This window comes from Pseudomonas sp. TH37 (genome assembly GCF_016650735.1).
GTDB classification, from domain to species: domain Bacteria; phylum Pseudomonadota; class Gammaproteobacteria; order Pseudomonadales; family Pseudomonadaceae; genus Aquipseudomonas; species Aquipseudomonas farris.
Genome location: NZ_JAEKFD010000009.1, coordinates 54,335 through 68,077, shown reverse-complemented (window position 1 = coordinate 68,077; position 13,743 = coordinate 54,335). Strand labels below are relative to the sequence as shown.

Sequence of the window (13,743 nt, the reverse complement as noted above, 5' to 3'; positions counted from 1 at the left end):
TAATGGCGAAAGCGATTCCTGTGGCGAGGGGGCTTGCCCCCGTTCGACTGCGCAGCAGGCGCCATCCAGTCGATGAGGACTGTCAGTCAAAATGCGGTGGGGCTGCTCCGCAACCCAACGGGGGCAAGCCCCCTCGCCACAGGGACAGCACCCGCCATAACCGTAATATTCGACACACAAAAAAGGCGCCTTCAACGGCGCCTTTTTCATGGCAGTGTAAAACTTCAGTGACCCAGCAACCGCGCAAGGCCGACGCTCATCGGTGTTTGCTCCGGGTAGGTAAACAGCTCCAGCAAACGTCGGTTGTTCGCGCGTGAATGGCGGATATCACCGGAACGCGCCGGGCCGTAGCTCACGGGCGGCAGCTTGCCGACCACCGCTTCAAGGGCTTCAAGTATTTGCTTGAGAGTCGTAGCCTGATTCCAGCCGACATTCACCGCGCCGACTTCGACTTGCGGCTTCTCGATGGCTTGCACCAACACGTCCACCAGGTCCTCGACGTAGACAAAATCCCGAGTCTGCTCGCCATCGCCGAACACGGTGATCGGCAAGCCTTTCTGCGCACGCTCGCTGAAAATACTGATCACCCCGGAATACGGCGAGGATGGATCCTGGCGCGGGCCGAAGATATTGAAGAAGCGAAAAACCACCGGTTCCAGACCATGCTGACGGCGATAGAAATCGAAATAATGCTCGCTCGCCAACTTGTCTGCCGCGTACGGCGTCAACGGTGCCTTGGGCGTGTCTTCGTCAATCGACTCGCCTTCGCCATTGTTGCCGTAGACCGCTGCGCTGGACGCGTACAGCACTCGTTTAACGCCGGTCTGACGCATGGCTTCGCAGACATTCAGCGAGCCGATGAAATTGCTCTGATGCGTTTTTACCGGGTCATCCACCGAAGCTTGCACCGAGGCCACCGCGGCCAGGTGCGCCACAGCGCTGCAACCGACCATTGCCTGCGCCACCAGAGCGGCATCGGCGACGTCGCCCACGATCAGTTCGACGAGGGGGTTGTCCAGCGGCAGGTTGCTGCGTTTGCCGGTAGAGAGGTCATCGAGAATGCGCACCGAATGCCCTTTGGCAAGCAAGGCGTCAGTCAGGTGCGAACCGATGAAACCGGCACCGCCGGTGATTAAAACAGGGCTGTCAGCCATGGCGATAAAACCTATCCAGTAAGCCCGGGAGTGCCGCGCGCCAGGCGCGAGGCTTGATCCCGAAAGTGTGCAGAATTTTCTTGCAGGCCAGCACCGCGTGTTGCGGTTCTTCGGCGGCGTCGGGCCGCGCGGCGTGAGCCTGGGCGGTCGGTGTTTCAATGGCCAGCGGATGCAGGGCCCGTGCTTCGGTAAGGATCGCCTGCCCCAGTGCCAGCGGCGTGGTCGCCTCATGCCCGGCGTAGTGGTAAGTGCCCCACAGCGGCGCGGAACAATCGAGTTGCTTGAGCACCGAAATGATCACCCGGGCGGCATCGTCCACCGGCGTCGGATTACCGCGGCGGTCATCGGCCATCAGCAGTTCTTCAGCTTTCTCGGCCCGGCTCAGGAATCGCCCGAGGGTACCGTCGGGGCTGTCATCGAGCAGCCAGCCGAAACGCAGCAGTACGTGCTGCGGACAGGTGGCCCGTACGCTTTGTTCGATTCGCCACAAGGCCTGACCACGCAGGCCCAGCGGTACCGGTTCATCTTTTTCGCTGTAAGCGGTCGCCCGGGAGCCATCGAACACGCGATAACTCGACGGTTGCAGCAGCACAATGTTGTGATGCTGGCACAGCTCGGCCAGCCGTTCGACGGCTCGCTCCTGCCCGGCCAGACGCTGTTCGCTGACGGCCTCCGCCTGGAACCAGTCAAAGTAATAGGCGAGATTGATCAACGCATCCGGACGAGTATCGTCGAGCAGTTGCGTCAGGCTCGCGGCGTCCCAGCCGTCTTGCGGTGGGCGGGGGGCGAGGAAACCGATGTCTTCCTCCGCACCGAGGCGAATCAGCGCCTGCCCAAGGGCATTTCCGCCGCCCAGTAACATAAGGCGCATTCGCATAGAGTCAGCAGGCCCAGTCTGATTGGAACGATGGCTTTATCGACAGCGCCCGCAGGCGATGTCCTCAATAATTGCCGGAATCGTTGCATTTTGCGGGTTTAGTGCGCAACCGTCATCCGTAAAGTGTAGATCCCTGGGAATTGTGGTGCTGCTACTGGCCTCATCGCGGGCAAGCCCGCTCCCACAGGGATCTTCTGTGAATGCAATATTTGTGAACAACAGAGAACACTGTGGGAGCGGGCTTGCCCGCGATGGGGCCCTAAAGGCCGGCAAAGGTCGTGAGCGGTACTTGCATCTTCCCCGACTCGCCCGCATAAATCAGGACATGAATCTGCCCATCCCCACGGACGCTGCTCTGGCAGGCTTTCACCCCGCCGTCAGCGCCTGGTTCAGCAACACCTTCGCGACGGCCACCGCCGCCCAGGCCCGGGCGTGGCCGTTGATCCGCCAGCGCCGTTCGACCCTGATCGCCGCGCCCACCGGTTCCGGCAAAACCCTTACCGCGTTTCTGGCCGTGCTCGACGATCTGGTCCATCGTGGCCTGGAGAGCCCGGACGGCCTGCCGGACGAAACCCTGGTGGTCTACGTTTCACCGCTCAAGGCGCTGTCCAACGACATCCAGATCAACCTGCAAAATCCGCTGGCCGGCATTACCGAACAGTTGCGGGTGATGGGCTTGCCCGACGTGTCGATCAGCACCGCCGTGCGCACCGGCGATACGCCGCAAAAAGATCGCTCGGCCATGCGCAAAACCGCGCCGCACATTCTGGTGACCACCCCGGAATCCCTTTACGTGCTGCTCGGCTCCGACTCCGGACGGCAAATGCTCGGCACCACCCACACGGTGATCGTCGACGAAATCCACGCCATTGCCGCCAGCAAACGCGGTAGCCACCTGGCCCTGAGCCTGGAGCGTTTGCAGGCGCTTTGCTCGCAGCCGCTGGTGCGTATCGGCCTGTCCGCCACGCAAAAACCCATCGAAGCGGTCTCGCGCTTTTTGGTCGGCCGTGATCGCGACTGCGAAATCATCGACATCGGCCACGCCCGCCCACGGGATCTCGATATAGAGGTGCCGCCCGTGCCCTTGTCGGCGGTAATGGCCAACGACGTCTGGGAACTGGTCTATGACCGACTCGCCGCCCTCGCCCGTGAACACCGGACCACGCTGATTTTCGTCAACACCCGGCGTCTGGCCGAACGCCTGAGTCGACACTTGAGCGAACGCCTCGGCAAGGACGCGGTAGCGGCCCACCATGGCAGCCTGGCCAAAGAGTTTCGCCTGGACGCCGAGCAACGGCTCAAGCGCGGCGAACTGCAAGTGCTGATCGCCACTGCTTCGCTGGAATTGGGGATCGATATCGGCGACGTCGACCTGGTGTGCCAGATCGCTTCACCTCGCTCGATTGCCGGGTTTCTGCAACGGGTCGGCCGCTCCGGGCACCAAGTTGGCGGCACGCCCAAGGGCCGTTTATTCGCCACCACCCGCGACGACCTGATCGAATGCGCCGCCCTGCTCGATTGCGTCCGCCGTGGTGAACTCGACACGTTGCTGATCCCCGAAGCGCCACTGGACGTGCTGGCCCAGCAGATCATCGCCGAGGTCAGCTGCCAGGAATGGCAGGAACAGGCGCTGCTGGAAATGCTGCGCAACGCCTCGCCTTACGCCACGCTCGACGAAAAGCACTATCAGGCACTGCTGCAAATGCTCGCAGAGGGCTACAACGGGCGCCTGGGTATTCGCAGCGCTTACCTGCACCGGGACGCCGTAAGCCGCACCCTGCGTGGCCGTCGAGGCGCCAAGCTGACCGCCGTGACCAGCGGCGGGACGATTCCCGACAACGCCGACTACAGCGTTCTGCTGGAGCCTCAAGGGCTGAACATCGGCAGCGTCAACGAAGACTTCGCGGTGGAAAGCATCGCCGGGGATATCTTTCAGTTGGGCAATACGTCGTATCGAATCCTGCGGGTCGAAACCGGCAAGGTCCGGGTCGAAGACGCTCAGGGACAACCGCCAACCATTCCGTTCTGGCTCGGTGAAGCACCCGGGCGCAGTGATGAACTGTCATTCGCCGTGGCCCGCCTGCAAGCGCAACTCGATGAGCGACTCGGCGCCACGCCCGGCAACTTGCAGCCGGCCGTCGACTGGCTGACCGACACCCTCGGCTTGAATCTCGCCAGTGCCGAGCAACTGGTGGATTACCTGGCCCGGGCACGGCAGGCCCTCGGCGCCTTACCGTCGCAAGACACGCTGCTGATGGAGCGGTTTTTCGACGAGTCCGGCGGTACGCAGTTGATCATCCATTCGCCGTTCGGCAGCCGCATCAACCGCGCCTGGGGCCTGGCCCTGCGCAAGCGTTTCTGCCGCACCTTCAACTTCGAATTGCAAGCCGCAGCCAGCGAGGACGCCATCGTGTTGTCGCTGTCCACCGGTCACAGCTTCGAACTGGAGGACGTCTGGCGTTATCTGCACAGCAACAGTGCCGAACATACCTTGATTCAAGCGGTGCTTGAGGCGCCACTGTTCGGCGTGCGCTGGCGCTGGAACGCAGGGGTCGCTTTGGCACTGCCGCGTTACAGCGGCGGACGCAAAGTACCGCCGCAGATCCAGCGGATGAAAAGCGAAGACCTGATTGCCAGCGTGTTTCCCGATCAGATCGCCTGCGTGGAAAACCTCGCCGGCGAGCGCGAGATTCCCGATCATCCGCTGGTGGAACAAACCCTCGACGATTGCCTGCACGAAGCCATGGACAGCGAAGGCTGGCTGGCATTGTTGCGGCGCATGGAACAAGGCGACATCCGCCTGATCAGCCGCGATTTGCCGGCGCCCTCGCCACTGGCGGCGGAGATTCTCAGCGCCCGCCCCTACACCTTTCTCGACGATGCTCCGCTGGAAGAGCGCCGTACTCAGGCAGTGCTCAGCCGTCGCTGGAGTGATCCGCAGTCCACCGATGATCTCGGTGCGCTGGACGCCGAGGCGATTACCGCGGTGCGTGATGAAGCCTGGCCTACGCCAACCGGCATTGATGAAATGCACGAAGCGCTGATGAGCCTGGCGTGCATCGCCGATGCCGAGGCTCAAGCCAACCCGAATTGGCTCGATTGGCTGAATACCCTGGCCGACAGTGGCCGCGCCAGCCGTTTGCAGATCAACGCCGCGCAATCGCTGTGGTTGGCGCTGGAACGGCTGACCTGCCTGCGGGCGATTTATCCACAAGCCACATTGGCTCCACCGTTGGAGGCATTGCCCGGTTTCGATGAAACCTGGGAGCCGGACGAAGCAGTGCTGGAACTGATTCGTGCACGGCTCAGTGCGTTTGGTCCGTTGCCGCTGAAAGCAATTGCCGAACCGCTCGGTCTGCCGGCGATTCAAGTCAGTCAGGCCTTGGCGCAACTGGAGCGCGAAGGCTATGTACTGCGCGGACAATTCACCCCAGGCGCCCCTGAAGAAGAATGGTGTGAACGGCATCTGCTGGCGCGGATTCATCGCTACACGGTCAAACGACTGCGACGGGAAATCGAGCCGGTGGCGTTGCAGGATTTCATGCGTTTTCTGTTCGACTGGCAGCATCTTTCCACCGCGAGCCAAGGTCAGGGCCGCGCGGTGTTGCCGGCGATCATCAGCCAGTTCGAAGGCTACCCCGCCGCCGCTTCGGCGTGGGACAGCGACATTCTACCGGCACGTATCAAAGACTATTCGGCAGGCTGGCTGGATGAGTTATGCCGCAGCGGCAAACTGGTCTGGACCCGACTGACCACGCGCAACAAGAGCGCCAGCACGGCATTGCGCAGCACACCGATTCTATTGCTACCGCGCAGTCAGGTCGGGCTGTGGAGCAGCTTGACCGAGCAGACACCGGTCAGCGAACTGTCGCCCAAAACACAAAAGGTCCATGAAGCGCTCAGTCAACATGGCGCACTGTTTTTCGATGAGCTGATTCATGAAGCCCATCTGCTGCGCTCAGAACTGGAAATCGCCTTGCAGGAACTGGTCGGTGCCGGGCTGGTTAACGCCGACAGCTTCGCCGGACTGCGAGCGCTGATTACCCCGGCCAGCAAACGCCAGAATCGCAGCAGCCGACGCGGGCGCGGAGCGTTTGTCGGCGGGATGGACGATGCCGGACGCTGGGCCTTGCTACGCCGCGGTGCTGCCGCGCCGGTTGTGGATAAGCAACGACCCGCGCCTACGCCCAGCGAAACCCTGGAACACATCGCCATGACCTTGCTGCGCCGTTACGGCGTGGTGTTCTGGCGCTTGCTGGAACGCGAGGCGGACTGGTTGCCGAGTTGGCGAGAATTACTGCGCACATTCCATCGGCTCGAGGCTCGGGGCGAGATTCGTGGCGGGCGGTTTGTCAGTGGTCTGGCGGGGGAACAATTTGCGCTGCCCGAGGCGATTCCCTTGCTGCGCGAAGTCAGGCGGCGCCCACACGATGGAAGTCTGATCGCGGTGTGTGGGGTGGATCCACTGAACCTCGCCGGCACCTTGTTGCCAGGCGCGAAAGTGCCGGCGCTGGCGAGCAATCGACTGGTGTATCGTGACGGCATACCGGCCGCCGCCGAGATCGCCGGCAAGCAGCAGTTCTGGCTGGAACTGGATCAGCAGGCCAATGCCGAGGTGCGTAGCAAACTGATCCGGCATTGATGTTGTCCGGACCGGCCCCATCGCGGGCAAGCCCGCTCCCACAGGGATCTTCTGTGAATGCAATATTTGTGAACAACAGAAAAAACTGTGGGAGCGGGCTTGCCCGCGATAGGGCCATCCGCATCAACACAAATCATTGGGTACGCGGCTGATCCGGCAACAACACCGGCGAATCCTCCCGCGTCGGCCCATCATCTTCTGGCTCATCCACATGCCTTTTGGGGATCAAAACCTGCTGTGGATAAGTCTGCGCGAAATGCACCCATGGGCTGTTATCCACAAGCTTTTTCAAACGCTGATTGAACGCCCGGCTCACCGCATATTGCCCACCCGACACGGTACGAAACTGCGCCGTCAACACCACGCCGTTAAGGTCCATTTTGTCGACCCCGAACACATCCAGCGGCCCTTGCAGGTTGTACTTGAGAAACGCATCGTCACGAATCGAATCCCCGGCTTCGCGGATCAGTTCTATGGCCTTGTCGACATCGGTGTCGTAGGTGAACTGCACCGAGAAAAATGCAAATGCAAACTGCCGCGATTGATTGGTCACGGCCTTGATCTGACCGAACGGCACCGAGTGCACAAAGCCCTTGCCGTCGCGCAGGCGCAGGGTGCGAATGGTCAGGCCTTCGACAGTGCCGGCGTGGCCGGAATCGAGCACCACCCAATCGCCGATCGACAAAGTGTCTTCGATGATGATGAACAATCCGGTGATTACGTCCTGCACCAGTTGCTGGGAGCCGAAACCAATCGCCAGACCGACCACCCCGGCACCGGCCAGCAGCGGCGCAACGTTGATCCCCAGATTAGCCATGGTGGTGATCGCGCAAATCACCACCAGGATAATTTTGATCGCGTTGCGCAGCAGCGGCAGGATGGTTTTCACCCGTGTGCTCGGCTGGCGCGCCGAGCGTTTGCTGACCGGTGGTTTCAAGGCTTCCTGAATCGCGGTGTCGAGCACCACCCAGAGCAACCACGTCACCAGAAAGATCATGCCGATACTGCTTAACGAATTACTGATCGCTCGGCCCACGGAGTTGCGTTCAGCAAACTCGAACAGCGACACGCCCCAGATTCGCCCGAGGATTTCGATGAACGCCACGGCCATGACGATCCGCAGCAAGGCGTGAAGCAAGCTGAGAAACCGCTCCTTGTAAGCACTGCTGCGCTGGATCGCTTCGGCCCGGCGAGTCTTGAACAAGTGCTGGAAAATCGTGCTGAGAAACACCATCGCAATCAGCAGTACGGTGGTGAATAACGCACAGCGCAGGGCCTTTTGATTGTCCTCGCCGACGCCGATCAGGTTGATCGCCGAGACCAGCACCATCAGCAGGATCGGCCAGTACCAGAGCCCCGAAAAGATTCGCAGGGACTCTTGCAATGAGGGCTGTTTGAGGCGTTGGGTCAATGGGCGGTTACGGATCAGATGCGCCACCGGACGACGCAGGCGAATCACCAGCAAACCGAAGATGATCGACGCGAACAGCCCAGTGAAGACCGCGATGCTGCTGGTGATGTTGCCGCCCAATTGCCGGGCGATCTGCGGGCTGGTCAAGGCATCGCTCAGCGCCGCAAGGAAGCCAATCATGAACAGCGGTCTGGGGCAGTAGTCACGGATAATCTGCACCGCCGGGCGCTTATGACCGGTATTGAACATGACGATCACGCAGAGCAGCATCGAGGTCGAGAAAATGCCGCTGCTGGTGGCGTAGGCGAAACACAGCGCCAGGGCGCGACCGACCGAAGCTTGCAGAAAATGGCTGACGTAGAGGGTCAGCGGCAGACAGATCACGGCCGGCAAGGTGAAAGGCATCAAATACTTGAGCAGGTCCTGGCTGCGCTCGCGCGTTCGCAACCACCGGCCCAGGTTCAAATGCCTGGCCAGAATGCCGCCGAGCACCGTGAGCAAGGCAAACGTGCCGAGCCACACACCGGACAACAACAGGAAGTCAGCGGCCACGCCCCAGGAAGAACGGGACGATGGCTGATTCACCAGTTTGTCCACTTCATCCGCCGCCCGATCGGCGCGCAGACGCCAGGCGTCGACCAGATTTTGGTTGAGATCGAGTTTGTCCTGAACGTCGTCGATGCTGGAGCTGATGGCCCCGAGCAGGCCTCCCTGGACCAGCGGCTCAGCCTTGGCGGGCTCTTCAGCTGCAGCGGCAACGCCTGGCAACGTGGCGGCTTCCAGTTCGTTGCTGCCCACAAACAGCAACGCCCCCAGTAGTATCGCGGTCTTGAACTTGAACAAAACGCGGAGCTCCTTCACAAGGGTCTGTAAGGAACTGATTGGCAAATGGCGGCCAAGTTCGGTTTTGGACCATTAGATATCGAACACTACAGATACTTTGTGGCGAGGGGGCTTGCCCCCGTTCGGCTGCGAAGCAATCGTAAATCCAGCCAATACGGTGGGTCAGGAGGAACTGGTCGGCAGGTTTTGGGGCCGCTTCGCAGCCCAACGGGGGCAAGCCCCCTCACTACAGGGTTTGATGGGCAGCCGCTCGATATTTGACCAGCACGCAAATATCAAATACCCATCCCTGTATTTTTCCGCACGACCCAAACCCGACACTGCGCTCCATCAATCAATCCCCACCGGAGTTGCAGCCATGCCCATCGCCTTGCTCGCGCTGCCCCTCAGCGCTTTCGCCATCGGGACGACTGACTGCCTGGAGCGGGCGTCTTGACCGGTTGGGTCCGGTGTATGCCGAACCGGCTGAGGGTTCGGCCCGTATGGCCACCGGTCATTGATGGACCTTGTGGGAGCGGGCTTGCCCACAATGGCGGTCTAACAGTCGACATCAATGTTGAATGTTCTGGCCTCATCGCGGGCAAGCCCCACATTATTTGATGTGTGGCGTTTTTGGGATTTACCGTCCGTACCCCCGTCGAAACTTTCTCGTACACCCGGCAGTCATCAAAAGACAGAGGCTGTCCGAGGGCTACATAGACGGGAGGCGACATGGCGGCGATTCATATTGGTATTTCAGGCTGGCGCTACACGCCTTGGCGGGGGGAGTTCTACCCGAAGGGGCTGACCCAGAAGCGCGAATTGCAATTCGCTTCACGGGCAGTGAACAGCATCGAAATCAATGGATCGTTTTACGCCCTGCAACGGCCAGAACGTTATGCCCAGTGGTACGACGAAACCCCAGCGGGCTTCGTGTTCAGCGTCAAGGCGCCGCGTTTTATCACCCACATCAAGCGCTTGCGGGACATTCATAAGCCGCTGGCGAATTTCTTTGCCTCCGGGGTGCTGGAACTCAAGGAAAAACTCGGCCCGATCCTCTGGCAGTTTCCGCCCAACTTCAAATTCGACCCTGAATTGTTCGAAAGCTTTCTCGAACAATTACCCCACGACACGGAACAAGCCGCCGCCCTCGCCCGCCAGCATGAGCCACGCTTGAACGGTCACGCCAGCATGAAGGCCTACGGCAAGAAACCGCTGCGCCATGCCGTGGAAATTCGCCACGAAAGCTTTGTCGATCCCGCCTTTGTCCGTCTGCTCAAACGCTACAACACCGCGCTGGTCATCGCCGACACCGCCGGTAAATGGCCGTACCGCGAAGACCTCACCAGTGATTTCGTCTATCTGCGCCTGCACGGTGCCGAAGAGCTCTACGCCAGCGGTTACACCCCACAAGCGCTGAAACGCTGGGGCGACCGGATCGATGCCTGGTATCACGGACAGCAACCGGCAGATCCGCAATTGATCGCGCCCCGGCAAAAAACCAAGACGCGCAGATCCCGGGAAGTGTTCTGCTATTTCGATAACGACATCAAGGTCCGGGCGCCCTTCGATGCCCGCCGCCTGCTTGAGCGTTTCCATCTCGACAAGGACCTTGCCACCGCCCCCGGTGAGCCAGTTGCCGAAGGAGTGCTGCCATGAGCGTTCCCGAACCGGTCGGCACAACGGATGAACAGCAACCCATCATCAGCGCCGTGAGCCGCTTCACCGTGCTGACGGTCAACACCCACAAGGGTTTCACCGCGCTCAACCGACGCTTCATCCTGCCCGAGTTGCGCGAAGCAGTACGCAGTGTGTCCGCTGACGTGGTGTTTTTGCAGGAAGTGCATGGCACTCACGAATATCACCCGCAGCGCTACCTCAATTGGCCGGCGATGCCCCAGTACGAATTCCTTGCCGATACCTTGTGGCCGCAATTTGCCTATGGGCGCAACGCGGTCTATCCGGCGGGCGATCACGGCAATGCGCTGTTGTCGAAATTCCAGATTATTCGTCACGACAACCTCGACGTTTCCATCCACGGCCATGAGAACCGTGGAATCCTGCATTGCGTGCTGCGGATGCCCGGCGATGGCCGGGAAGTGCATGCCATTTGCGTCCATCTGGGGCTTCGCGAAAGTCACCGCACGGCACAACTCAAGCTGCTGACCCAACGTTTGGAAGAGTTGCCGGAGGATGCCCCGGTGGTGATCGCCGGCGACTTCAATGATTGGCGCCTGCGCGCTGATGCGCTGCTCAAGCCCTGCGGCTTGCGTGAAGTCTTTGCCGAACTGCATGGCAAACCGGCGCGTAGTTTCCCGGCGCGTTTACCGGCGTTGCGCCTGGACCGCATCTACGTGCGCAACCTCAAGGCCAGCCATCCGCAAGTACTGGCGGCACGGCCCTGGTCACACCTTTCCGACCATGCACCGCTATCGGTGGAGATCGAGCTATGACCGGCCCATTGATGGAAAAAACCACCATCGAACACGTTTCCACACCTCCGCCCGTGCGTGAGCCGGCGGTCGTTGGCGTCGAATACGGCTGGCACGGTAACAATCGCGTCGAATTGCTGGAGAACGGTGAGGAATACTTTCCACGGGTATTTGAAGCGCTGCGCCAGGCCCAGAGTGAAATCCTGCTGGAGACCTTCATTGTGTTCGAGGACAAGGTCGGCAATGAGCTTCAACAGATCCTGATTGAAGCGGCTCAACGCGGCGTGCGCATCACCGTCAACCTCGACGGTTTTGGCTGTGGCGAATTGAGTACGGAGTTCCTCGCCGCCCTGAGTAATGCAGGTGTGCGCCTGCAAATATTCGACCCCGCCCCGCGTCACTTTGGCATTCGCACCAACTGGTTCCGCCGCCTGCACCGCAAGATTGTGGTGGTCGATGGCACGATTGCGTTCCTCGGCGGAATCAACTTTTCCGCCGACCACTTGGCCGACTTCGGCCCCGAGGCCAAACAGGATTATTCGGTTGAAGTGCAAGGCCCGGCGGTGGCCGATATTCATCATTTCGCCTTACTGCAAAGCGGTCGCCCGGCACGGGCCAAGTACTGGTGGCAACGCCGCAGACAGAGGCGCGCGGAACTGGCGGTCAGCGATCATGATGGCCAGGTACGGCTGGTGTATCGCGACAACGGCGAACACCCGGGCGATATCGAAGAGGTGTACTTGCAGGTCGTGCGCAGTGCCCGGCATCGCGTGGTGATCGCCAACGCCTACTTCTTTCCAGGCTATCGGCTGCTGCGGGAGATCCGCAACGCGGCGCGCCGAGGGGTCGAGGTGCGCCTGATTCTTCAGGGGCAACCGGATTTGCGGGTGGCCCGGCTCGCCGCGCGCATGACCTATGACTATCTGCTGCGGGCCGGGGTAGCGATTTACGAATATTGCGACCGTCCCCTGCATGGCAAAGTCGCCCTGGTCGACGAGGATTGGAGCACCGTAGGCTCAAGTAACCTCGACCCGCTGAGCCTGTCGCTGAACCTGGAGGCCAACGTGTTGATCCGCGACCGTGCCTTCAACCGCGACTTGTTCGAGCGTCTCGACGAATTAAGCAGCAACCACTGCAAGGTCATGTCGGCGGACAAGGCGCCTCGCGGACGGGTCTGGCACATGACCATTGGTTTTCTGGTGTTTCACTTCCTGCGGCATTTCCCGGCGTGGGCCGGTTGGCTGCCGGCGCATAAACCGCGCCTGAAACCCTTCATCCATCCGACCGGGAGCGATAAGGCATGAGCCATTCTGATGCGCAGCCTGCCCCTCACTCCGACACACCGCGAAAATCCCACTGGCACCGCTGGAAAAAGCCGCTGACGATGCTGTTTTTTCTGGCGTTGATCGTGCTGTTCACGATGCTTGCCCAACGCATCGAATGGGGCGAAGTGTTCGATACCCTGGCCGATTTCAAGGTGCGCACACTGATCATCGCGTCCGGACTGACGTTGATGAGTTTTCTGGTGTACGCCTGTTTCGACTTGATTGGCCGTACTTACATCCGGCAGGACCTGACTTGGCGGCAGATCCTGCCGGTGGGCATCATCAGCTATGCCTTCAACCTTAACCTGAGCGCCTGGGTCGGCGGGGTCGCCATGCGTTATCGGTTGTATTCGCGGCTCGGCGTGAGCAAAAGCAACATCGCGAAAATCCTCGGGCTGAGCCTGGCGACCAATTGGTTCGGCTACATGGTGATTGCCGGCACAGTGTTCAGCAGCGGACTGGTGCGAATGCCGCCAGGCTGGAAACTGAGCAGCGGTGCCCTGCAAGGCGTGGGCGTGTTATTGCTGCTGTTGAGCGCGGGGTATCTGGCCGCCTGTCGGTTTTCCAGGCGACGGCAATGGTCGATTCGCGGCGTGGAAATCAATCTGCCGTCGCTGCACATGGCGGTCCTGCAACTGGCCCTCGGCGCGCTCAACTGGTCGCTGATGGCGGCGGTAATCTTCACCCTGCTGCCGAGCAAGCTGGACTATCCGCTGGTGCTGGGCGTGTTGCTGATCAGCGCCTTTGCCGGAGTTATTACCCATATTCCGGCCGGGCTCGGCGTGCTGGAGGCGGTGTTCGTGGCGTTGCTGCAACACGAGGCCTCACGAGGAAGTCTGGTGGCGGGGTTGCTCGCTTATCGGGCGATCTATTTCCTCCTGCCGCTGCTGATTACCGTGGTGATGTACCTGGTGGTGGAGGCCAAGGCCAAGTCGTTGCGGATTTCGAAAAAACCGGGGTGAGGTGTGGCGTTGGGGGATGACGCCTTCGCGGGCAACCTCGCTCCTGCATTTGATCCGCGTTGCCTGTCTGAACGCGGTCTAATGTGGGAGCGAGCCTGCTCGCGAATGATCGCAAGAA

General features: G+C 60.8%; 8 protein-coding genes. 5 read left to right on the top strand and 3 right to left on the bottom strand.

Annotated elements, in window-relative coordinates:
* Nucleotides 1–224 precede the first annotated feature (224 nt).
* Entirely contained in the window at nucleotides 225–1,154 is a 930-nt protein-coding gene (locus JFU11_RS21445; RefSeq protein ID WP_123720571.1) for an NAD-dependent epimerase/dehydratase family protein, read from the bottom strand.
* On the bottom strand, nucleotides 1,147–2,031 hold the full coding sequence (locus JFU11_RS21440) for a sugar nucleotide-binding protein (protein ID WP_123720572.1): 885 nt from the start codon (nucleotides 2,029–2,031) through the stop codon (nucleotides 1,147–1,149). The genes JFU11_RS21445 and JFU11_RS21440 overlap by 8 nt, the downstream gene beginning before the upstream one ends.
* A 325-nt stretch (nucleotides 2,032–2,356) precedes the next feature.
* Between JFU11_RS21440 and JFU11_RS21435 the strand changes: the two genes are divergently transcribed.
* Nucleotides 2,357–6,673, top strand: coding sequence for a DEAD/DEAH box helicase (locus tag JFU11_RS21435; protein WP_201062035.1), 4,317 nt, complete (start codon nucleotides 2,357–2,359; stop codon nucleotides 6,671–6,673).
* Between the two features lie 133 nt (nucleotides 6,674–6,806).
* Here the strand turns inward: JFU11_RS21435 and JFU11_RS21430 are convergent, their stop codons facing one another.
* Nucleotides 6,807–8,927 carry a mechanosensitive ion channel domain-containing protein gene (locus JFU11_RS21430; protein ID WP_201062034.1) on the bottom strand — a complete coding sequence of 707 codons (2,121 nt, stop codon included), beginning with the start codon at nucleotides 8,925–8,927 and terminating at the stop codon, nucleotides 6,807–6,809.
* Between the two features lie 711 nt (nucleotides 8,928–9,638).
* Here JFU11_RS21430 and JFU11_RS21425 point away from each other — a divergent pair.
* Genes JFU11_RS21425 through JFU11_RS21410 form a run of 4 tightly spaced genes read left to right on the top strand, consistent with a single transcriptional unit; the run spans nucleotide 9,639 to nucleotide 13,625 of the window.
* On the top strand, nucleotides 9,639–10,565 hold the full coding sequence (locus tag JFU11_RS21425; RefSeq protein ID WP_123720576.1) for a DUF72 domain-containing protein: 927 nt from the start codon (nucleotides 9,639–9,641) through the stop codon (nucleotides 10,563–10,565).
* Complete coding sequence (locus JFU11_RS21420; protein WP_123720577.1) at nucleotides 10,562–11,359, top strand: endonuclease/exonuclease/phosphatase family protein; 798 nt, start codon at nucleotides 10,562–10,564, stop codon at nucleotides 11,357–11,359. Before JFU11_RS21425 ends, JFU11_RS21420 begins: the two co-directional genes overlap by 4 nt.
* Entirely contained in the window at nucleotides 11,356–12,642 is a 1,287-nt protein-coding gene (gene clsB / locus JFU11_RS21415) for a cardiolipin synthase ClsB (protein ID WP_201062033.1), read from the top strand. The genes JFU11_RS21420 and clsB overlap by 4 nt, the downstream gene beginning before the upstream one ends.
* A complete protein-coding gene (locus JFU11_RS21410; protein ID WP_123720579.1) occupies nucleotides 12,639–13,625 on the top strand; it encodes a lysylphosphatidylglycerol synthase domain-containing protein in 987 nt (328 codons plus the stop codon). The genes clsB and JFU11_RS21410 overlap by 4 nt, the downstream gene beginning before the upstream one ends.
* The last annotated feature ends 118 nt before the right edge of the window (nucleotides 13,626–13,743 follow it).